13 protein-coding genes are annotated in these 22931 nt (G+C 48.6%); 11 read left to right on the top strand and 2 right to left on the bottom strand.

Annotation, left to right across the window (positions count from 1 at the left end; all coding sequences use genetic code 11):
• The first annotated feature begins 156 nt into the window (after positions 1 to 156).
• Together L0156_06965 and L0156_06970 are read left to right on the top strand one after the other, a co-directional pair.
• On the top strand, positions 157 to 1380 hold the full coding sequence (locus L0156_06965; GenBank protein MCI0602738.1) for a LysM peptidoglycan-binding domain-containing protein: 1224 nt from the start codon (positions 157 to 159) through the stop codon (positions 1378 to 1380).
• Positions 1381 to 1539: 159 nt separating this feature from the next.
• Positions 1540 to 3588: a TonB family protein gene (locus L0156_06970; GenBank protein ID MCI0602739.1), complete on the top strand. Its 2049-nt coding sequence runs from the start codon at positions 1540 to 1542 to the stop codon at positions 3586 to 3588.
• A 220-nt stretch (positions 3589 to 3808) separates the two neighbouring features.
• Here the strand turns inward: L0156_06970 and smc are convergent, their stop codons facing one another.
• Both smc and L0156_06980 read right to left on the bottom strand, forming a co-directional pair.
• Positions 3809 to 7369, bottom strand: coding sequence for a chromosome segregation protein SMC (smc, locus tag L0156_06975; GenBank protein ID MCI0602740.1), 3561 nt, complete (start codon positions 7367 to 7369; stop codon positions 3809 to 3811).
• A 90-nt stretch (positions 7370 to 7459) separates the two neighbouring features.
• On the bottom strand, positions 7460 to 8824 hold the full coding sequence (locus L0156_06980; protein MCI0602741.1) for an FAD-binding oxidoreductase: 1365 nt from the start codon (positions 8822 to 8824) through the stop codon (positions 7460 to 7462).
• A gap of 145 nt (positions 8825 to 8969) precedes the next feature.
• On the opposite strand from L0156_06980, the gene L0156_06985 reads away from it, so the two are divergent.
• From L0156_06985 to glyS, 9 genes are all read left to right on the top strand, one after another.
• Positions 8970 to 9956, top strand: coding sequence for a branched-chain amino acid transaminase (locus L0156_06985; GenBank protein ID MCI0602742.1), 987 nt, complete (start codon positions 8970 to 8972; stop codon positions 9954 to 9956).
• Positions 9957 to 9975: 19 nt separating this feature from the next.
• Entirely contained in the window at positions 9976 to 11169 is a 1194-nt protein-coding gene (locus L0156_06990) for a type IV pilus twitching motility protein PilT (protein ID MCI0602743.1), read from the top strand.
• 488 nt (positions 11170 to 11657) lie between these two features.
• The gene (gene alaS, locus L0156_06995; GenBank protein ID MCI0602744.1) at positions 11658 to 14276 is read left to right on the top strand and encodes an alanine--tRNA ligase; all 2619 of its coding nucleotides are present in this window, start codon (positions 11658 to 11660) and stop codon (positions 14274 to 14276) included.
• A gap of 195 nt (positions 14277 to 14471) precedes the next feature.
• A complete protein-coding gene (locus tag L0156_07000) occupies positions 14472 to 15080 on the top strand; it encodes a transglycosylase SLT domain-containing protein (GenBank protein ID MCI0602745.1) in 609 nt (202 codons plus the stop codon).
• The gene (locus L0156_07005) at positions 15080 to 17488 is read left to right on the top strand and encodes a tetratricopeptide repeat protein (protein ID MCI0602746.1); all 2409 of its coding nucleotides are present in this window, start codon (positions 15080 to 15082) and stop codon (positions 17486 to 17488) included. The genes L0156_07000 and L0156_07005 overlap by 1 nt, the downstream gene beginning before the upstream one ends.
• Before the next feature lie 227 nt (positions 17489 to 17715).
• The gene (locus tag L0156_07010; GenBank protein MCI0602747.1) at positions 17716 to 19014 is read left to right on the top strand and encodes a transglycosylase SLT domain-containing protein; all 1299 of its coding nucleotides are present in this window, start codon (positions 17716 to 17718) and stop codon (positions 19012 to 19014) included.
• Positions 19014 to 19754 carry a DNA repair protein RecO gene (gene recO, locus L0156_07015; protein MCI0602748.1) on the top strand — a complete coding sequence of 247 codons (741 nt, stop codon included), beginning with the start codon at positions 19014 to 19016 and terminating at the stop codon, positions 19752 to 19754. Before L0156_07010 ends, recO begins: the two co-directional genes overlap by 1 nt.
• A gap of 83 nt (positions 19755 to 19837) precedes the next feature.
• On the top strand, positions 19838 to 20692 hold the full coding sequence (locus L0156_07020) for a glycine--tRNA ligase subunit alpha (GenBank protein MCI0602749.1): 855 nt from the start codon (positions 19838 to 19840) through the stop codon (positions 20690 to 20692).
• The gene (gene glyS / locus L0156_07025) at positions 20685 to 22754 is read left to right on the top strand and encodes a glycine--tRNA ligase subunit beta (GenBank protein ID MCI0602750.1); all 2070 of its coding nucleotides are present in this window, start codon (positions 20685 to 20687) and stop codon (positions 22752 to 22754) included. The genes L0156_07020 and glyS overlap by 8 nt, the downstream gene beginning before the upstream one ends.
• Positions 22755 to 22931: the final 177 nt, after the last annotated feature.

The following is a 22931-nucleotide window of genomic DNA, read 5'->3' on the forward strand; positions in this document are numbered from 1 at the left end:
TGATTCCCCTCTTTTGTTACAAGCATAACTTGACAACCATAATACTTCCTGTGATAGTGTTGTCTAGTAAGGGACGGGGACTCGTCTCTACGAAAAACCAATAACAATTGAAAGACCACTACGCAAATCAGCGTGGTGGGATGAGGAGCTGAAACAATGATGAAAGCTTCGCTCATGAAAATCTTCGGCATCGTGATGGTTTTTCTCCTTGTGGGGTACGCAACAGGCTTTTCACAGGAACAAACCCAGGAGCAAACCCAAGAATCAGTAGAGACACCGGCAGAGGAAGAAAAGCCGGCTGAAACCGCGCAAGCTGAACCGGCCAGCGGCCAGCTGCCCGCACCACTCGACGCAGAAATGGTGGTGGCAGCGCATTGGACCAAAAATGATGCATATCCCCGCACAATTCCAGCAGGTGCTCGCGTTCATATCGTAGAGCGAGGGGATACTCTTTGGGACCTGGCTGCACGCTATCTAGGAAATCCCTTTTTGTGGCCTCAAATCTGGGATGAAAACAAGTACATTCCGGATGCACATTGGATTTATCCTGGCGATCCAATCGTTATTACCCCGATAGAACCGGTTTCGGAAGAACAGATCGCCAAAGAAGTGGAAGAGGCGCCCGTAGAAGAAGCTCCAGCTCCTGCAGTCACAGCTCCGGAAAAGAAAGCTTATCCGATCGCACTGGATTTTGATCTTTACTGCAGCGGCTTTATTACTCCCGAACTGGAAGTGCTTCCACTGCGAATCATCGGAAACGAAGATAGCACGTTGAAAGTCGCACTCGCCACAAACGATATCGTTTATCTAAATCAGGGAGAAGCGGATGGAGTCTCGCCCGGAGATGAATTCACGATTGTTCATCAAGTCCGGGAACTGGACCATCCAGTTACATTGAAAAACCTGGGAGAGTATGTAATTCAGACCGGAAGACTAAAAGTGGTGGCAACTCAAGAGCACACTGCAATAGCGCAAATTACCTATGCATGTGATGCCACAGCTGTGGACGACTACTTGATTCCGTTTGAGCCAAAAGAAGTTCCGGTCTTCACAGAAATGCCTCCCGTGGATCGTTACGGCACGGAGGGCCCGAATGCGAAGGGTTATGTCGTTTTTGCAAAAGACGATTTGACTTCGATTGGATCGGGTCATGAACTGCAGATCGATCTCGGATCAAAGGATGGCATCGTACCGGGCACAAGATTGATCCTTTACAGACATCATAAGTCCAACTACGAACAGGTTGGATTTGAACAGGATCTGCCTCGCAAAGTACTTGGCGAAATGATCGTGTTCAACGTTCAGGATTCCACGGCAACGGGACGCATTATTCAAAGTTACCATTTCGTGGAAGTGGGAGATCAAGTAGAAGTACGGTAATTTTTCGTACGACGCTTTACGAACCGCCAAGGCGCCAAGTCGCCAAGAATAGATATTTGCTTTTATTCTTGGCGTCTCGGCGTCTTGGCGGTTTCTGTTTGACGTAGAAAGTGCACGTATGTTATTCTCAAAAACACATTTGTGAGCGAGGGGTTTGTCATGTCCAAGTACGAAAAACTGGGGGGGTTTCTTCTTTTCGACAAGGTAGAAGAAGATAAACTCTCCAAAAATTTTGTCGCCGGTCAAATTAACAACAATCAAATCCAGCAGATTCACTGGATCAAGAAATTTGATCATTCCCTGTCTTCCATGCCGGATTTTATCCTGGATATGAACCAGGAAATGGAAATCCTGAAGGCGCTCTCCAACCCTGCCTTGATCCGTCCGGGAGATATCGTAAAGGACAAAGCGGAATTCGCGGCCATTTTCGATTACTTTGAGGGAAAGTCCCTTCGCTCCGTCTTGCAGAAATGCACGCAGGAAGGATACCCTTTTACCGCAGATCATGCTTTGCTGATCGCAAGTCGTGTGTGTGCCGCGCTCGAATACCTCCATTCTAAAAAAGTAAAAGATCAACGTCTGGTTCATGGATATGTTTCTCCGGAATCCATCTTTATTACCTACGATGGAGAAACGAAGGTTCAGTATCTCGGACTGGCACAATTGTTGTTGAAGAATACAGCAACACGCGATCGCTTTTTGCAAACGCACAAAAACTATTTTGCGCCTGAAGTGGTTCAAACTCACAAACTAGATAAGGCAGCAGACATATTCAGCACCGGATGCGTTCTATACGAGATGCTTACAGGCGAAGCACTCTATGCAAAAGGACGTGACGTTAACATTCCTCAAGCAATCGATCAAGCCATGATGCATAATCAGTCCGGCGACAAAATTCCGGTTCCGGACGAAATCAAAAAGGCTTTGCATCAGGCCCTGGCGTCCGATTCGTCTCAGAGATTTAATTCGATTAGCGAACTTCGCAAAATTCTGGATCAACAGCTTTTCACTAGCGACTACTCTCCTACAACTTTCAATCTGGCTTTTTTCATGAACAGCCTGTTCCGCGAAAACATGGATCAAGAAGGCAAAAACCTTAAAGATTACAAGAAGCTCGACGTCACTACTTACCTGAAAGAACAGCCCGCGCCGGGGCCCGTTGCTCCAAAAGTCGAACATCCCGTGGGCGCTGAGCCGGCCAAAGATATCCCGGTCACGCCGCTCGGCATCCCCAAGCCTGTTCCCTCTTTCGGAGGAATCGAGGAACTTCCCGTAGAAAAAGAAAAGTCGAAAACGCCGATGTTCATCGGGATCTTGATCGCTGTCGCGGTTCTTGGTGCAGGAGCTTATTTCTTTTTGAAACCTTCCTCACCAGCTCCAACACAGGCAGCCGCTATCCCTCACAGCATAAATCAGCAGCCGGTTTCAGATGCTGAGAGATCGCGGCTTCAACAGGAAGCTCTTGCCGCACAGGAAGAGGCAAAAAAGAAGGATCAGCAATTAAAAGATCTACAAACCAAATTGGATCAATTGTTGAAAGCGCAAAAAGATGCGAAAGCCAGCGCAACAACTCCGCCGGTTGACAAAGAAACAATTCAACAACTTCAACAGCAGGCAAAACAACTGGAAGAGGAACGAAAGCGTCAGGAAGCTCTAGCGGCGGAAAAACTAAAGGCGGCTGCTGCGCCTCCTCCACCGGTTGAGACTCCAGCCGAAGACAAGCCGGTAGAGACCATTGCTCAAAATCAGCCTGTCCAGAATCAACCTGCGCCTGCCGTGCAAAATGAACCTGCACAGAAGGAACCGGCTCCCGTAGAAAAGCAGCAGGATACACCGGCAGTGACACAGCCTCAACCCGCAGTAGCAAAGACGGATACTGAACCGGCTGCATCTCAGGTTCAAGAGGGAGACACAGTAGAAATGGCTCCTGATGTTGTGAAACCAGAGATGGTGACGCGCGTGCAACCGATCTATCCTCCGGTCGCAAAAACCATGAAAGTTCAAGGTACCGTAATTCTCAGCATCCTCGTCACAGAGACCGGAAATGTATCGGAAGTGCGCGTGCTACGCCCGGTCGGTGGTTCCGCCGGACTCAATGAAGCCGCCATAGCCGCGGCAAAGAAATGGAAATTCCGCCCGGCTGTTAAGCAAGGCAAAAAGGTGAAAGTCTGGATGACTTACCCCGTCTCTTTCAAACTCGAAGGCTAATTTTTTAACGCAGAGACGCAAAGACGCAGAGATCCAAAATATTTTTTCTTTTTATTCTCTGCGGCTCTGCGTCTCTGCGTTAATATTTAGCTTTCGATGAGGGCTTCGGCTCGTTCAAACTCGAAGGTTAGTAGCTCTTTTAACGCAGAGGCACAAAGACGCAGAGATTTAAGATTCTTTTTTTTCTTTCTCCGCGTCTCAGCGTCTCTGCGTTAAAATTCTAGCTGTCTATGAGGGCTTCGGCTTCTTCGAAACGCGCGGAGAGAATGCTGCTTACACCCGGTTCCGCCATCGTCACACCGTAGAGTTGATCGGCAGCTTCCATGGTTCGTTTGTTGTGCGTCACAACAATGAATTGAATCTGCTTTTTCATGTCTGAGATCAAAGAAGTAAAACGCTGCACGTTGATTTCATCCAGTGCCGCGTCCACTTCATCCATGATGCAGAACGGACTTGTATGATACTGAAAGAGAGCCATGAGAAACGCAACTCCTGTGAGCGATTTTTCTCCACCGCTCAGCAGGTTCATATTCTGAAGTCGTTTTCCCGGAGGCTGCACGTGAATTTCGATTCCGCTTTCGTTGGGATTCTCCGGATCGATCAACACCATTTCCGCTTTTCCACCATTGAATAAACGCAAGAACAGGTCCTGAAAATGCGTCTGTACTCCTTCGAAAGCTTCCCGGAATCGCTGCAGTGACGTGATATCGATTTTCTGTATCGTCTCCAGCAAAGTTTCGATCGATAATTTTAAATCGTCATACTGTGTTTTCAGGAAACGGTGGCGTTCCTCCATTTCTGTGTATTCTTCCAGGGCCAGCATGTTGATGGAACCCAGCTTTTCAATCCGCGCTTCTGTTTCCTGCAACTTATTCTTTAGGTCTTCATCCGGCAGACTGGTGAACTCCGACTCAGGCATCGGCAGTGAATCAAGGGCTACTCCCATTTCTTCCTGACAACGCGCCAGCAAATCTTCCTTCTGTGTATCGATTCGCACCTTCTCTACTTCGGTCTGCATTCTTTCTTCACGAATCTGGTCCAGAGCACTGCGGGATTCCTGTAGCCTCGTTTCCTGTTGCGTCATTGCCTCCGTTAGAGATTCCTTCTGCTGCTGACGATCCTGAATCGTAAGCTTTTGCTGATCCAGGTTTCTCGCCAGATCCAGAAGCAAACTCTCCGTTTGTCCGCAGACCTCAACCGTGAAAGCGATTTCCTTCTCACGCTGCAGGATCAGTTGATTATTTTCCTCAATTGAACGCTGTATGAATTCACGTTCGTTTCTCAACCGCTCCATCTCCAGCAACAATGCGCGGTCCCTTTCTTTCAATTCCGCGATTTGAATGCGCGAATCCTGAACGCGGTGCTGCAATTGCACCTGCTCTTCCTTCCTGGAAGCAAGATCCTGTTCCACTTGTTGAAAGGCCTGTTCCTGTTGCTCCCGGATTTCAGTTGCCTGCTGCAATTGCTGCGTATAATTTTCCGAACGGGCCAGAACCGCCTCTACTTCATTTCGCAAACGAAGCATTTCCTGTGAAAGGATCTCCAGAAGTTTCCCTTCTCGTGAATATTCTTTGTCGACTTGATCGATTTCCATCTGCAGCAAGAGCCGATCTTTGTTCTTGGATTCACGCACTTCGTTCACACGGACCATTTCCTGGTTGGAAATATCTAGTCGATCCTGCACAGAACGTACTTGCTTCTCCAGCGTCTGAAGAATTTCTTCGACCGCTTCCAGTTCCACCGAGAGTTCCCGCTTTTCACGCTGAATCGCTATCAGTCCCGGCACATCGTCCGCTTTTGCGCCACCGGCGTAAAGTGCAGGAGATAGAATGACGTCTCCCTGAACGGTCACATACTGATAATCAGGATACTTCTTGATCAGCGATTTCGCGCACTCAAGATTGTCCACAACGACGGCGCTTTGCATGAAAGGCGCGACCGCCGGCAACGCCTCATCCTGAATCAGAACAACGTCGCGAAGAGTTCCAATCACACCCGACTCCGATCGAAGATCATCGGGTAAAACAGGGGGCGTCAGATCGTAACCGTTTTTGATCACAAAACCGCAATAACCCATACCCTGTTGTTTCAAGTAATCAATTGAATCGAGCGCCGAATCTTCGCTTTGCACGATCAAATAATTCAATTTGTCTGCCAGAAAATTTTCCACGGCTGTTTCGAATTGCGGCTGCGTTTGAATGAAATCCATCATCATGCCGAGCGCGCTCCGGGAAGGAACGTTGAGCAAGTTTCGCGCCGATTCGTTGTAAAACTGAGAAGAATGCTGTTGCGCATCCAGCTTTTGCATCACATGTGTGAGCTCCGATTTGCGTTTAAACGCCTCCTGAACTTGTGGCTGAAGGGAATCCCATTCAACTTTCAGCTGATCGCATCTTTGCAAAATATCCGTTTTTGTTTGATCCAGATAACCGATCTCCTGATCGGTCTGTTCCAGTATCGTTCGCTTTTCAGCAAGAACCGTCACGATTTGATCCCGCGCGCCCTCCGTTGTGTCCCTTTCTATTTGCTTTTGCTGCAGACTCCCTTCCAGATGGTCATGCTGCGTATGAAGACGGGTCTGTTCATTCTTTAGAAGGGATGCATTAGAAAGAAGCTCGAGGATTTCCTTGCGCAATTGCTGCGCTCTTTGCTCCAGCATGGACACTTCGTTCCCTTTCTGTTCCAATCCGGAAAACAACTCGCTGTGATGCAGAATCAGCTCCTCCAACTCTGTTTTTAACCGCGCTTCCTCCGCCGCCCTCTGTTCGTAGTCGTTGCCAAACTGTAGTTCCTGAGCGGATAAACGGGAATTCTCATTCTGCTTTTCTTCGATCCCGCGCCGCAATTCCTCAATGCGTTGTCTCCTGGATTGCAGAAGATTCTGATTCTCTTGAATCTGCATTTCCATCTGATGAAGCTCGTTCCGGTCCTGGTAGAGAAGAGACTCCAGCTCCGTAAAACGCAACTTCATTTCGCTGTAAACAAGCTCCATTTGCTGCTGTGTTTGATGGGCTGCCTGCTCCTTTTCGATTTGATTCTCCAGAATCTGTTGAAGCCGAATCTGATCCGCGCTAATTTGTTCGAATCTGCGATGATAAAAAATTTTCTGGATTGTGCTTTTTTCTTCCTTCAACAATTGATAACGGCGGGTTTTTGCAGCCTGACGTTTCAAACTGGAAAGTTGTTTTTCGACTTCCGTAAGAATGTCTTGAATCCGCTCCAGCTGGATCTGGTTATCTGCAAGTTTTAATTGCGCCGCTCTTTTTTTGTGTTTAAATTCCGCGACACCGGCGACCTCTTCAATCAATGCCCTGCGTTCCAGCGGCTTTGCTAGAAACAACGCTTCAATTCTTCCTTGTTCCAGGATCGAATATGCAAGCGGATCAAAACCTTCATTCACGAAGAAAGCATGGATATCTTTGAGCCGGCAGATTTCTCCATTCATCTCGTACTGGCTTTCGCCGGACCGGAACAAACGCCGGGCCACGGTCACTTCGGGGGACAACGGATTCTCTCGATCCGCCTTCCAGATGAGTGTGACCTGAGCCATGTTCACGGGTTTCCGGTTTCGCGAACCGTTAAAAATCACCTCTTCCATCTTGTCGCTTCGCAAACTTTTCGCGCTTTGTTCGCCGAGAACCCAGTTCATGGCGTCGACAACGTTGCTTTTTCCGCAACCATTCGGACCTATGACAGCCGTGATTCCGGTTGGAATTTTCAGGACGGTTTTGTCGCAAAAGGACTTAAATCCGAGGATCTCAATTCGATCTAGAAATAACATGACACCCCATTTTCTAGAATGACATTCATACAAGATGACGTAGTCACTCGACGAATCGCCACAAAGTATAGCATGTAAATTTGAACATCATCAACTGGAAAAACCGATACCGAGTCGATTCAAGATTTTGAGCAGCAGGCCGGGATTTTCCCCAGCGTCGACTCGGCGCAGTGAGCGTGTGACCAATCTGACTGCAAGTGAGCGAAATGGTTCCGGTGGATATGGAAACGGTTTTTCTCGAACCATTTTCAAGTCAAATAACTCTGTTGCCCTCCACAGCGCCCTGTGAGCGAGCACCTTGGCGGCAATTCGAGTGCTGCCGAGACCATGTCCTGTATATCCGAGCGCGTAAAGGACTTTCCCGTTATGGGTGCTGCCGAAGAAAGGAGTCAGACGGGTAGTAGAGGCAATCGGTCCACCCCAGGCGAAAGGAAATTGCAGGTTCGCCAATTGAGGAAAATGACGCAAAAAGCTGTCGTGAAGCGCCTCATAATGGAATGTGGAGTGATCAAATTCAGGACCAACACGATTCGCCGAATAATACTTCGCTTCACTGGTGCCAAAGAGAATCCGGTTGTCCGCCGTCAAGCGATAATAATTAAAAAAAGTACGGCCATCCGTGATTCCTTGACGTTTTTGCCAACCGATCGCTTCCTGCTGCTGGGCCGTTAACGGCTCACTGACAAGAATATAGTCATAAAGCGGAATAAATCGCGACAACAATCCGGGAAGGAGATGGTGTGTAAAAGCATCCGTCGCAACAATGATTTTGTTTGCTTTTAGTGATCCATGTTCGCATCGAATCTCACCTCCCGTTAGACTTTTCACGCGCGTGCGCTCGTGAATTCTGACGTTCCCGGATTTGAGAAAACTTTTCAGGCCCTGAACCAATTTGAATGGATTCAAAATCGAAGCTCCTGGCGAAAATACTGCTCCCAGATACAGAGGACTATGGACTTCTCGCTGCATCTCCTCTCTGTCCAGCCAGCGCCATCCGGCAATCCCGAGCTGTTCGGCTACTTTGAGGCTCTCCTGAGCCTCCTCAATTTGCGAAGGACTGAGCGCAACAAAAAACCGGCCGTTCCGTTCCAAATCACAATCGATTCGACTGGTCTCGAGAAAAGCAATTAATTCCTTAATGTTTTCTGTTCCAATGCGAGCCATTTTTTTTGCTTCCTCAAATCCGAAATGCGCGATAGCCATGGCATGAGAATGATCGATGCTAACGTCAATCATTCCTGCATTGCGGCCGCTGCCACCGTAGCCCACCATCCCCTGCTCCAGCAGTGTCACGTCCAGATCGGGAACCATCTCTTTCAGGAAAACCGCTGTCCAAAGACCGGTTAAGCCGCCCCCTACGATCGCAATTTCTGAGCGTTGAGCGCCCTCCAGTGGAGGCTCATATTCAAACGTGGAGCTAGCCATCCAGTAACAGGATTGTTCGATAGAAAGCATAACGTTCAAGAGTAACACGACCGATTACGATCACGATTACGATTACGATCCACGATTATTATTTTGACACCCCTCTCGGATTCCACTACAATTGTCGAACAGAGCTTGCTAAATGTCCGTTCAAACCAACTACAGGAGTAAGGGCATGTCTTTTGAAGGTAAGTCCGATAAGATTTGGTATAACGGAAAGTTCGTCGACTGGGATAAGTGTAAAATTCACATTGCTTCTCACGTAATTCATTATGGTTCGGCGGTTTTCGGGGGAATGCGCTGTTACAAGACCAAGCAGGGATCGGCTGTATTCAGGATTTCGGATCATACGAGACGCCTGATCGATTCGTGCAAGATTTACCGCATGAATCCTGATTTTTCGCAGGACGATTTCAACGCGGCGATTCTTGAAACCATTCGCATGAATCGTCTGGCCGAATGTTATGTCAGACCCGTGGTTTTCCGCGGTTACGGAAGCAGCCTCGGCGTAAATCCTTTTCCGTGTCCCGTTGAAAGCGCCATTCTCGTCTGGGAATGGGGGAAGTACCTTGGTGCAGAAGCGATTGAGAAAGGTGTGGACGTTTGCGTATCCACGTGGAACCGGATGCAACCGAATACCCTTCCGGCCCTGGCCAAAGCGAGCGCCAACTACATGAACTCTCAACTGATCCGCATGGAAGCGATCATTGGGGGCTTTGTAGAAGGGATTGCTTTAGACCCGAGCGGTCACGTCAGTGAAGGAAGCGGCGAAAACGTTTTCGTTGTGTACAGAGGAAAAATCTACACACCGAATTTTGCCTCCAGCGTTCTGGCGGGAATCACAAGAGATACGGTGATTACCCTGGCAAACGATCTGGGATATACATTGATTGAGGATGCGATTCCACGTGAACTTCTGTATATCGCCGATGAAGTATTCCTGACCGGAAGCGCCGCAGAGATTACACCGGTTCGCACGATTGATAAGATAACGGTCGGCAACGGACGCCGCGGTCCGATCACAGAAGCCATTCAAAGCGAGTTTTTTGGAATCGTGACCGGCGAACGGCCCGATATTCACGGATGGCTTACCTATGTATATGAGGATGGCGCGCCGGAACCGGTTTCCATTGAAAGCTCAGTAGCAGGGGACATAGATTGAATGTTCCGGAGGATTTTGTATGCATATCAATGATCTTTTAAAAATTGCAACCGATCGAGGCGCATCCGATCTTCATTTGAAGGTTGGTTCCCATCCGGTCCTTCGCATTGCCGGTGACTTGATAGCGCTGGTCGATTTGAAACGCTTGATGCAGGAAGACACGATCGCAATGGCTTTCAGCATCATGAACAACCGCCAGAAGCAAAAATTCAAAGATCATCTGGAAATCGATATCGCGTACAGCGTCCCTGGTCTGGGACGTTTCCGATGTAACATTTTTCAGCAACGCGGAACCGTTGGATTGGTTCTACGTGTCATTCCTGTAAAGATCTTGAATGTCCGCGAGTTGAATCTTCCGGTGGTTCTGGAAAAAATCTCAATGGAGCAACGCGGATTGGTGCTGTGCACCGGGACCACAGGATCTGGAAAATCGACAACACTTGCATCGATGATTGATTATGTGAATGCGCACAATAAAGCCCACATCATCACGATTGAAGACCCAATCGAATTCCTGCACCGGGATAAGAAGAGCTTGATCAACCAGCGGGAAGTCGAAGTGGATACGCGCAGTTTCTCCGCGGCGTTGCGCTCGGCGCTCCGCGAAGATCCCGATGTGATACTGGTCGGAGAAATGCGTGATTATGAAACGATTGAAACGGCCATCACGGCGGCAGAAACAGGCCACCTGGTTTTCAGCACGCTCCATACTCTGGATGCGACAGAAACGATCAACCGTATCATTTCCGTTTTTCCACCGCATCAACAGAAGCAGATTCGGTTGCAGCTTGCGCAGGTACTGAAAGCGGTTATCTCTTTGCGTTTGCTTCCGCGCGCGGATGGTCAGGGCCGAATTCCCGCAGTGGAAGTGCTCGTTTCCACGGCTTTGATCCGTGATTACATCATCAACAAGGAAAAAACACGGCTCATTCCGGATGCAATCGCACAAGGAATTTCTCAGTACGGAATGCAAACGTTTGATCAGTCCCTTTATGCACTGTTGAAGCGGGGTTTGATCACGTTTGAAGAAGCGATGTTGCGCGCAACCAATCCGGAAGAATTCAAATTGCGTTTGCAGGGAATTTCCTCAACCTCCGGTACGACGCAGGAGCAGGTCGAGGAATTCGCTTTCAAGGGAAATCTTCGCGACGAAGGTGGAGCAGGCGGAGAAAACCCCGAAGAAGAATTCCCGTTTGATCTGGAGAGCAACTAGTTACTGCGCGCGATCGTGCGTTAGCATATCTGACCCGTTTCTCGCGTACTGAGCTTCAAGTACGGCGCTATCTTCAAAGGAAGGGCTACTCCTCTGCAGAAATATCGGAGGCCATTGAATTCCTCCAGGAACACAAATTTCTGAACGATCAGTCTTTTGCGGAATCGTATATACATTCGCGAATCACTCGTCTGGATGGCCCGCTGAAAATCAAGCAGCTGCTCTTTCAGAAAGGGATCGGATCTTCGACAGCGCAAAAACTTGTGCAGGAAAACTATCCGCAGGAATTGCAGGTTGCGAATGCTCGAAAACTGATGAAGAAGCGCGGGAAGCGCAGCGTGGAACAACTGAAGAGATTCGTTGCTTCCCGTGGTTACTCTGGCTATGTTATTATGCAAGCCTTTAAGAAGCGCTGAAACGATGTAGCGCGGACGTCTCGTCTGCGTTCCACAGGCGGGACGCCTGTGCTACTTCGCTAAGATTGTCAAATGCATAGTAAAAAGGTACGGCAAACATTTCTGGACTTTTTCGCTGACAGGGGGCATCGTGTCGTTCCTTCCTCTTCGCTGATTCCGTACGGTGATCCGACGCTTCTTTTTACAAATGCGGGAATGAATCAATTCAAAAACGTTTTTCTGGGTCTGGAAAAAAGAGAATACAATCGCGCCGTCACTTGCCAGAAGTGCGTACGCGCCGGCGGAAAACACAACGATCTGGAAAATGTGGGTAAAACAGCCCGGCATAACACCTTCTTTGAAATGCTTGGCAATTTTTCCTTCGGTGATTACTTCAAAAAAGATGCAACCGCATGGGGTTGGGAGCTGGTCACGCAAGGTTACAAGATGGATCCGGAGCGGCTCTGGATTTCTATTCACCATTCAGATGATGAAGCCTTTGAGCTATGGCATCGACACGTAGGAGTTCCCAGAGAACGGATCATTCGTCTCGGCGATAAAGACAATTTCTGGGCGATGGGAGATACAGGTCCATGTGGCCCTTGCTCCGAGATCTACTACGATCAGGGACCTTCTTTCGGTTGTTTGCGTCCGGAATGCAGCATTGAGTGTGATTGCGGCCGGTACACCGAATTCTGGAATCTCGTATTCATGCAGTTCAACCGCAATGAGGAAGGTGAAATGATTCCGCTCCCCCGTCCCTCGATTGATACCGGCGCCGGCCTGGAACGGCTTTCTGCTCTCCTGCAGGGAGTAAACAGCATTTTCGAAACCGATTTGATGTTTCCTTTGATCCGGTACACCGAAGAAATATCAGACGTTCAGTGGGGAGCTTCGGAAGAAACCGATGTTGCTTTCAAAGTGCTAGCCGATCACTCACGCGCGGCTGCGTTTCTGATTGCAGAAGGAATTACACCATCGAACGAAGGCCGCGGTTACGTGCTGCGCCGGATCATCCGAAGAGCGCTGCGATACGGAAGAGTTTTGCATTTCTCCGGCGCTTTTTTGTTTCGCATTACCGGCAGAGTCGTAGACCTCATGGGCGATGTTTATCCCGAGCTTTCACCTTCCCGGGAATATGTTGAGAATGTTTGCCGCGCGGAAGAAGACAAGTTTAAGTCGGTGGTGGAAAGCGCTACTACGCAATTAGAGGCAATGTTTGAGGCTGCAGAACATCGCGGAGAAAAGCGCTTGTCGGGCAAAGAAGTTTTCAAACTCTATGACACGTTCGGGCTCCCTGTGGACTTCGTTCAAGAGATGGCGAACGAGCGAAATTTTGAAGTGGACATCCCGGGTTTTGAAGAGGAAATGGAACAACAGCGAAAGCGCTCCACATGGAAATCAGGCGGCAATTTTGAAGCTCAGGAAGTCTATCGCCGCTTGAGCGAAACGTTCCATACGACTTTCACGGGGTATGCAACAACAGAAGAAGAAAACTGCGAGGTGGTTCAGCTTTTAAAAGATTTCAAAATCGTACCGAGAATTGATGAGGGTGAAACCGGAGAAGTCCTGTTAAACAAAACTTCTTTCTACGCCGAGTCGGGTGGACAGCTCGGAGACAGGGGTTACCTTCTGGCTGGCGAGAACCGCGCACGCGTTCTGGATACGCAAACGCCGGCCGCCGGTCTGGTCATTCACAAAGTGTCTATGGAGAAGGGATCACTGCAAGTCGGCGAATTTGTGAACGCAATTGTGGATCCGGTTTTCCGCCGTTCTGTTCGGAAGAACCACACCGCTACGCACCTCCTTCATGCAACATTGCGTTCTGTTTTAGGGGATCACGTCAAACAGTCCGGCTCACTTGTCGCGCCGGATCGCTTACGTTTCGATTTCACTCACTACACAGGATTGAAAGCCGACGAAGTCGGCCAGCTGGAAAGACTCGTCAACGAAAGGGTGCTCTCGAATCTATTAGTAGAAACGAAGATCAGCACCGTGGATCAGGCCGTCGCCGAAGGAGCCATGGCGCTTTTTGGAGAAAAGTACGGTGATAAAGTTCGCGTGGTCACGATCGGCGATTTCAGCAAAGAACTTTGCGGAGGCACGCATTGCGGATCCACCGGAGAGGTGGGCGCTTTCTTGATTGCGCGTGAATCGAGCACGGCGGCAGGCGTTCGGAGGATCGAAGCCCTCACAGGAATCGGCGCGCTGGAATACATTCAACAGGAACGGCGGCTTGTTAATGACTTGAGCTCAACTCTGAAGGCGTCCACAGACGAAATTGTGCAACGAATCCAGGATCTGATTGACCGGAACAGGAAACTGGAAAAAGAAGTCGAACGTTTGAAATCAAAAGCAATGTCCGGGAAATCGTCAGCAGATCCAGCCATCGAACAAGGTCCGGTTTTCTTAAAAGTTTTTCGTGAAGCAGACGTTGAGCAGCTTGGCAATTTTGTGGATGAAGTTTTCCGGACGGGACGTTTTCAGGTGATCGCTGTCGGATCGGTTTCCAGCAGTTCACTCGCAGTGCGGGTTGCAGAAGGAAAGGACGCTACGGAACTCTTCCGGAAATACTATGTCCCGGAATTCGGCGGTGGTGGCGGTGGCAGAAAAGACTTTGCCAAAGGTGGTCTCAAAAAACTCAAAGAATTGCCTCCCGAAGAATCATTGAATCTGTTGCTCAAAGCGACGCAAGCATATTTAACAAAGTAGCGCGGACGCCCCGCCTGCGGAAGCGCAGACGAGACGTCCGCGCTACATCGTCTACAATTGACAACTTTTTGCCTCGAGTGATACGATAAGAATCGCCAAATCGCTCGAAAAAACATGAGACTGAGTGTATTTTTGTCTCTTCTTCTATTTCCTCTCGCGCCTTGTCTCGTCGAGAGCACTGACATACGAGTTCGCGTGGACGCGAACGGTAAAAAAGTCTTTTATAACATCCCTGTTCCCAGTCCCTATTCCGGTTCTTCCTACGCGCTCTCCTATTCAAGGAGAGTGGAAGAATACTGGCCGATTATCACCGATACGTGCAGCCGTCACGGTGTAGATGCAGAACTGGTGAAGGCTGTCATCCAGGTGGAGTCCAACTACAATCACAACGCGGTATCACGGAAAGGCGCGATGGGTTTAATGCAGTTGATGCCGGGAACAGCGAATCGTTATGGTGTAAAAAAAGCGTTTGATCCACAAGAAAATGTGGAAGGCGGCGTGCGTTATTTGAAAGATTTATTGGAACTATTCGGAAGCGATCTGAAGCTTGCGCTTGCGGCTTACAATGCGGGGGAAGGAGCTGTTCAAAGATATAACGGAATTCCGAACTACGTGGAAACGCAAAACTATGTTCGAAAAGTGCTCGCGCTCTACAATGGTGAAGCGAGTTATGTTCCGTACGCAGGCGGTCAGAAAAGCCGTCTTGTTACATACTACAAATATGTAGACGCCAAAGGTGTCACCCACTATTCTTCCTCCCGCGTTTCCGGAATGCAAGTCACCAAAGTGAGTTTCTATTACTGATGTCAAAAGGTCCGGCTCCCTTTGATCAAGGTTTGTTTTTGATGCACCTTCACAAAGGGAAGGAATACTTCGATCAGGATCAACTCGAAAAAGCCCGCGAAGAACTGGAAGCTGCCTACCATCTTCGTCCACACGACGAAAAGGTTTTGAACATGCTCGGCATGACATATTACAAGCTGGAGATGCTGCCGGAAGCAGAGGACATGTACGTTACTCTTGCAGCGAATAATCCCGATATTTATGCTCTTCAAAGTAACCTTGGTCTGATACAGCTGAAATTGAATAGACTGCAACAGGCCCGCGATTCATTAAATCGCGCCTTAGAACTGCAGCCATCCAATTCAAAGGCTCATTTTTACATGGGTCTCCTTTACGAGAAGCAAGGGCTCTGGGAAGACGCGCTTTATCATTTCGAACAGGCAAACGCCGAAAAGATGGTAGCAAAAATGCAGGTCAGACTCGATGAGCAACAAACCAAAAGCGCGTTGATACTGCCTTTCGAGATTGTGGAGATTCTGGAGCCTGAAGTAACTGCTGCAGCGGAGCAAGATCTTGCATCGTTCGTTCAGGACGAAATTCAATCGCAAGCCAAAGAAGTCTATGCGGAAGAAATCACAGGAAGAATAAAAGCGCCTGATCTCGCGGAAGCCATGCTTCAGATTCACGAAGAAGAGATGCTCGCTCCACAGGAGCGGGTTTTTGAGATGCACGTGGAAGCGCCCGCGGAGGATGTTCAAAAAACGGCTAATCTCGAGCCGCTTCTTGGACCACCAACGCCTCAAGAGGAAGAGCTTCCGCAAGAAAAGAGTTCCGGGCAGATCGCAGAACAGAGGGAAGAAGAAATCCAGGAAGTGCAGCCATGGGAAAAAACACATCCCACTCTTTTTCCTGAACAGTTGGGGACCGAACCGGAAGCCGTCATTCACACCGAAACCACTGTTCTGATCAGTTCTCCTATTGATGATCCATTCCTGCTTTCAGACGATATTGCTGCGGACATTTCTACTTTTCTCGCGCAAAGTCGATCGGAGGAGAATCCGGAAGAGGATGTTTTTTACCGGGAGCCTGTGTTGCCGGAATTTGCAATCGTTACAACGGCAGAACCAGCTGAACCGGATATTCCGGTTGAAGAAGCGCCGCAGGAATATCGAATCCCAACACCCGAAGAAGTTGAAAATGAAATTAGTGAAACTGCCAGCGAAGAGAGTGTTACCGAAACGCCGGTTGGCGGTCAGGCAAAATTGATAGCAGAAGCCGTGCAGCGACTGATGCACCAGTCCGGCGAAGAATCAGTGGAAGAACTTTCGGAAGAAGCTTTGGACACCGAACGTCCGGCTATCCTGGAACGTGAAGAAGAAGAGGATCTGGAAGTTAATTTTGCTGTCACTGAAAGTGAGGATGAAGAAACTGAAATCCAGCAAGGGTTTCTTCAGCCGTCTCCTTTGACCCCCGAAATCGAAGAAGAGAAACTCGAACAAACACAGGACATGGCTTATAACATCGAGGCGCAACCCGAATGGAGTATGCCGGAAGTGGAGCTGCCCTCAATTGAATCTGTGGAACCGACTCCGGAAGAAGCACCGGCAAACGAAGAAGCGCCGGTGCAGGAAGAGGCTGCTGTTCAGGAGGAAGCAATCGCCGAGAACCAGCCGGAGCCAATGTTGCAAGAGCAAGAAGAGGAAGGGGCTGCGGCGGCAAGCGTTCCGGAACCGGCTCGACCACAAGAAAAGCTGGTAACGCAAGAGATGCCCTATCCCGCAAATCTGGATCAGTTTTCAAGGGACCGGCTTTATATTCAACCATTCCTCGGTTCCGATCGGTTCCTACTCATCGATCCCCATTTATTAGAAATCATCATTTCTGAAAAACTGATTTGCAGGATCGGGACCATCTCCAGTTACACCGGCAATCTTCAATTCAGCCCGTGGGATGACGAAGAAAAGAAACAGATGCCGTTGATAATTGTTAGCGGGAGCGGAATCGTATTTTTGGCCGATCGGCGCAAAGAAATTCTTATGATTTCGTTGAACAATGAAGTTATTTTTGTTGAAGCCAATCATTTCCTGGTGGCTCAATCCAGCTTAAAAGTCGAACCTCAAATTCTCCGCCACGAAGGAACGGGAGTGACTTTCTCTATCCTCAGGATCTCAGGTAGAGGCACACTGGCTCTAACCTGCCAGACGAAACCGCTCACCGTGAATGTTCATGAAGAATTGCCCGCCAACATCCCAGCTCAAGCCGTTATCGCATGGTCCGGGAAATTGCTTTCGGAAGTCCTGGATGATGAGGACCTGAAGAAAATCCTGATGAGCGAAGCTGACCACATGTTCCTGCGATTTCGCGGAGCAGGTGACGTGGTCGTCGAGCAGGGCGGACTCTGGGGAGACCGCCGCGCCATCCGCAAATAGATTCACCGAAGAGTACGCCGGGAAACTAGAAAAAAATCTCTGAGGATTTCTCTAGGCGTTCTCAGCGAACTCTGCGGTAAAAATAGATTTGACTTAAAGGGGCAAAAATCTTAGAGTTTTGATAAAAAGAGATGATGAGATCTTCCTTTTTTGTCCTGCTTCTTCTACTTAGCAGCGTGGCCCTGGCCTCAGAGCCTCCCCCGTTTCCTGATCCACAACGCTTTCCAATGCCAAAAGACTACGAGTCCAATGTTCGTTTCTGGATGAAAGTTTATGGCGAGTGGGAGGAAGACAAAATGATCATCCATGATGCAAGAAACATGGATGTCGTGTTTGAGGTTGTGGATGTGCCGGATGAAAATGAGATCCTCCGCACGGCGGCCAGTGTGGGGCTTCGAGCAAAAGTCGAAAAAATCAAAAGAATTCTTCAAGAGCTTCACAACAATCCGAATGCAAAGTCTTCTTCAAAGGATCATCAAGATATCTACGAACTGTACAAGCACATTCATGAGACAAATAAGTTCCGGAATGCATCGGAGAATGTCCGCATTCAACAGGGGATCAAAGAACGTTTTGAACTCGGTCTCGAACGCATGACCATTTATCTTGATGAGATCAAGAAAGTTTTTCGGCTGGAAGGTTTGCCGGAAGAGCTGTCGTATTTGCCGCTGGTTGAGTCTTCCTTTAACAATCAAGCAGTGTCCAAAACACGGGCGGCAGGTATCTGGCAATTCATGCCTGGAACCGCGCGACTTTACATGAAAGTGAATAACGATCTGGATGAAAGGTATGATCCCATGGTTGCAACACGCGGCGCAGCAAGGTATTTGAAGCGGAGCCACGGCATGTTTGGAAGCTGGCCGCTGAACCTGATGTCGTACAATCATGGCCAGCAGGGAGTCATGAATGCGGTGCGAACCATGGGCACTTCAGATTTCATGACGATTATCAACGGTTACAGTGGAAGGTATTTCGGGTTTGCATCCCGCAATTTTTACGCGGAATTTCTCGCAGCCTGTAAGGTGATGCACGATTCGAAAAAATATTTCAACGACGTGGATTATGGCAAACCGCTTCGGCGCGATACGATCCGTTTGGCCAAACCCCTCTGGGTAACGACGATCTTGAATCATTCTTCCATTTCACGGGAAGAGCTGCGGGTTCATAATCCTGCACTTCAGTCAAGCGTGATGTACGGAAAACGTCCGATCCCGACAGGTTATGACCTCCATTTTCCCGCAGGGCGTTACGAGAATGTGCCCGATCTCATCACGCAACTTCGCACACACGAAAAACCAGGGCAGAAAAAAGCTCCAACTTTGCTTGCCGAATCAAAGACTCCTTCAACCAGCAAAGCCTCCACAAAAAGCATCGTTGCAAAAAAGACTTATGTGGTCCGCAAAGGAGACACTCTCTATTCAATATCCCGGAAATTCTCCACATCGATTGAGCTCCTTAGAAAAATCAACGGCCTGAATCATAACAATATCCACCCGGGCCAGCGTCTCTTTGTCAGCACACGTTAATGTCCGTTGTTTCGACGGAAGCTTTTGTCCTTCGCACTTATAAACTTGCCGAACAGGATAAGATTGTCGTCCTTTTCACGAAGGAAATGGGAAAAGTCCGGCTCGTTGCAAAAGGCGCCCGCAAATTGAAGAATCGATTCGGTGCGGCCCTGGAGCTGTTGACGCGGGTCCGGATTCTTTTTCACAACAAACCAAACAGGGAACTACAGGTGCTGGATCGCGCGGAGCTCCTTTATTCACCCATGGAAAAACAACCCAGTTTGCGGTTCAGCTATTATCTTTTTTACTTTGCGGAGCTCATCAACGACTTTTATCCGGATCATGAAAAAAACTTTACCGCTTTTCGTATTCTTTCCAACATCGAACATGCCCTGGTAAACAACCAGAATCTCGATTTTCTGGCGCGCTATGTGGAGCTTCAGTTGCTACACTCGCAAGGTGTTCTTTCCAGTGTCGCTTTTTGTTCGCAATGCAACCGCAAGTTTGAATCTCTTCAGGAACGAAGATATCTCGCCGCCGGCACTGAAGTTTTCTGCACAAAGTGCAGGAAGGAGGACTCCATTTTTCTATCTTCTGCACTTGTGAAGAGCATTCATGCTTTTGAGCGTGGCTCCACAGAGTGGGTCACGACGCTTCGAGGCCCCGTACTCGAAGAGCTTGGGACTCTCAATCATCTCCTGATCACGCGGTTTTTGGGAAAAGAATTGCAGTCCTATCGTCTCCGTAAGCATTTGCTATAATAAACCGCCAAGACGCCAAGAACGCCAAGAAATATTAAGACATTTCTTGATCTTGGCGCCTTGGCGTCTTAGCGGTTTATTTTATGACTTTTCAGGAATTGATTTTTGCGCTCGAACGTTTCTGGGCCAAACAGGGATGCATTATCCAGCAACCTTATGACATTGAGGTGGGAGCTGGAACGATGCATCCGGATACCTTTTTTCGGGTGCTGGGAGCGGATCCCTTTCGCGTTGCTTATGTGCAACCCAGCCGGAGGCCTGCGGACGGACGATACGGTGAAAATCCGAATCGCCTCTACAAACACTATCAATATCAAGTTATCCTGAAACCTTCCCCTGCCGATGTTCAAGACATTTATCTGCAGAGTCTCAAATCGTTCGGAATTGATCCCGCTGAACACGACGTCAGGTTTGAGGAAGACAACTGGGAATCGCCAACGTTGGGAGCGTGGGGGATTGGATGGCAAGTTCTGGTCGATGGCCTGGAAATCACACAGTTCACCTATTTTCAACAAGCTGGTGGCATTGATCTTTCTCCGGTTTCAGCCGAAATCACTTACGGACTGGAACGGATCGCTGCGATGATCACCCAGAAAGAAAGCGTGTTTCAGTTGAATTGGAACAACGAGATCAACTACGAAAAAGTGAGGTTGCAGGAAGAGTATCAATTTTCAAAGTACTCGTTTGAAGCTGCCAGTGTAGAGCTCCATCTTCAGTTGCTGGCCCAATATGAAGCTGAAGCAAAGAATCTGATTGATCTCGGTTTGCTTCGCCCTGCTTATGATTATTGTTTAAAGTGTTCTCATGTTTTTAATGTATTAGAGTCCAGGGGAGCAATCAGCGTTACGGAAAGAACAGGAATGATTGCCAGGATTAGGAATCTTGTATGTCGTATTGCCTCCGCTTACAATACGCCTCCAGTATCGAAAAATGCCTGAATTACTATTTGAGCTTGGTTGCGAAGAAATTCCAGCAGAAGATTTATTTGTTTTGCCGGACGAATTGAAACAGAAGGGAGCGTCCCTTTTCGATTCAAACCGGCTGGTTTATAGCGGTTTAGAAACGGAATCGACGCCGCGCAGGCTTGTATTGCGCGCCGACGTAGAGCCGCGGCAAAAGGATTTGCGCGAGGCAAAGATGGGTCCGCCACGCAAGATAGCCTTGGACATGGAAGGTCAGTGGACACCCGCCGGGCTTGGATTCGCAAAAAACACTGGAGTTCCATTCGAAAAGTTGAAGTTTGTAACAACACCAAAAGGGGAGTATCTGAGCGCGGAGATCCTGGTCAAAGGAAAACCGGCTGCAGCAGTCCTGAAAGAACTTCTTCCAATCCTGGTTTCGCAGCTTTCGTTTCACAAATTCATGAGGTGGGAATCCGGAAACTTTGTTTTCGGGCGTCCGATCCGTAATATTCTGTGCATTTTTGGCGGCAAAGTGATTCCCCTGAAAATTGCTGGAGTAGGGGCAGGCAATCACACGTTTGGTCACCGGTTTCTAGGAAAGAAGAAACTCGCCGCCAGATCTTACGAAGAATACAAAGCCAAACTATCAGAAAATGGAGTCGTGCTTCGTTGCACCGAGCGTACGGAAATCATCCGGCGCGAATTGGAGCAGCAATCGACAGCCGCCGGAGGACATCTCAAAGCGGATGAAGCGCTCTTACGAGTCATGGCAAATGAAGTGGAATACCCGGAAGTGCTGACCGGAAATTTTCCACCCTCATTTTTACTTCTCCCGCAGGAAATCTTGATCAACGCGATGCGCAAACATCAGAAATACTTTTGCAGCGTCGACTCTTCGAAGAATCTGCTTCCTGTATTTCACACAGTTCTCAATACCAAAGCATCTAAGCCGGAACTAATCCGGCAGGGACACGAACGGGTTCTCCTGGCACGTTTGCGTGACGCAGAGTTTTTCTGGAACGAAGACCGTAAGACCCCGCTGGAAGCGCGAAAAAAAGGACTGGAACGGCTCACGTATCACGAAAAACTGGGCAGCTATAGCGAGAAGATTGCCCGGATGAGATCCATCGGAGCGAACTTACAGCAGCAGATTCAGGAACCATCTCTGGAACAGATCTTGCCGCAGCTCATTGATCTGTGCAAGGTCGATCTTCTAACACATATGGTGGGCGAATTTCCGGAGTTGCAGGGGATCATGTGCGGATTGTATGCGCGCGCTGAGAATCATCCGGAGATATTCTGGCAAGCTCTATACGATCAATATTTGCCCGTATCAAGCGAAGATTCGATTCCAAGAAATCTGGCCGGCGCCTTGCTCTCTTTATCTGATCGAATCGAAACTCTGGCTTCCGGATTTGTGTTAAATATGATTCCAACAGGATCGAAAGACCCTTATGCTCTGCGACGAGTTTCTACCGGTGCCATGAAAATTGTTCTGGAACGCCGGTTTCCTGTGGATTTTCGCAAGATATTTGAGCATGCATTGTCCTTCTACAATGTGAAAACAAAAGCGACTCCCGGTGAATTGTTACGCGGCCTTCTCGATTTAATGGAGAGCCGCTTCCGCTTCCTGATGGAGCAAGAGGGCGTGGCGCACGACTATTTAAATGCAATTCTCAATACGGAGAACAAGTCGTACGTAGAAGCCCATGCAAAGACAAAAGCGCTTTGGACAATGCATGATTCTGAAGACTTGAAGACTCTCGCGCGCGGTTTCAAAAGAATCAATAACATCATTTTCGATCAACCCCATCATATGTTCGATACGGAACGCCTACAGGAGGATGGAGAAATCCGGCTCCACCGGGCGTTCAGCGATCTGGCGTTTCGCGTTCAACAAAATATCCAGGAAAAGCAATACGAAGATGCGCTCGAAATCATGGTTACACTGGGACCCGAGATCGATAATTTCTTCGACGAAGTTATGGTAATGGTGGACCAGTTGGAACTTCGCAATAATCGTATTGCTTTGCTGCAGGAAATCAGCGAACTTTACAGGAAGATCGCCGATTTTTCAGCCCTGCAAATCGAGCTATAATAATTCACCGCAGAGCACGCAGAGACCGCCGAGAAAAATCATTTTCTGTTTTTTTCTCCGCGCCCTCAGCGTTCTCTGCGGTAAATATTGAGGTGTTATGAGTGAAAAATTTGTTTATTTTTTCGGTGAAGGAAAGGCGGAAGGAACCGGCCAGATGAAAGATTTGTTGGGAGGCAA

The organism is bacterium, assembly GCA_022616075.1.
Lineage (GTDB): Bacteria > Acidobacteriota > HRBIN11 > JAKEFK01 > JAKEFK01 > JAKEFK01.

Coding starts and splice junctions, on each gene's coding strand:
- L0156_06965 (MCI0602738.1), top strand. CDS start 157: ATGATGAAAGCTTCGCTCATGAAAATCTTCGGCATCGTGATGGTTTTT.
- L0156_06970 (MCI0602739.1), top strand. CDS start 1,540: ATGTCCAAGTACGAAAAACTGGGGGGGTTTCTTCTTTTCGACAAGGTA.
- smc (MCI0602740.1), bottom strand. CDS start 7,369: ATGTTATTTCTAGATCGAATTGAGATCCTCGGATTTAAGTCCTTTTGC.
- L0156_06980 (MCI0602741.1), bottom strand. CDS start 8,824: ATGCTTTCTATCGAACAATCCTGTTACTGGATGGCTAGCTCCACGTTT.
- L0156_06985 (MCI0602742.1), top strand. CDS start 8,970: ATGTCTTTTGAAGGTAAGTCCGATAAGATTTGGTATAACGGAAAGTTC.
- L0156_06990 (MCI0602743.1), top strand. CDS start 9,976: ATGCATATCAATGATCTTTTAAAAATTGCAACCGATCGAGGCGCATCC.
- alaS (MCI0602744.1), top strand. CDS start 11,658: ATGCATAGTAAAAAGGTACGGCAAACATTTCTGGACTTTTTCGCTGAC.
- L0156_07005 (MCI0602746.1), top strand. CDS start 15,080: ATGTCAAAAGGTCCGGCTCCCTTTGATCAAGGTTTGTTTTTGATGCAC.
- L0156_07010 (MCI0602747.1), top strand. CDS start 17,716: ATGCCAAAAGACTACGAGTCCAATGTTCGTTTCTGGATGAAAGTTTAT.
- recO (MCI0602748.1), top strand. CDS start 19,014: ATGTCCGTTGTTTCGACGGAAGCTTTTGTCCTTCGCACTTATAAACTT.
- L0156_07020 (MCI0602749.1), top strand. CDS start 19,838: ATGACTTTTCAGGAATTGATTTTTGCGCTCGAACGTTTCTGGGCCAAA.
- glyS (MCI0602750.1), top strand. CDS start 20,685: ATGCCTGAATTACTATTTGAGCTTGGTTGCGAAGAAATTCCAGCAGAA.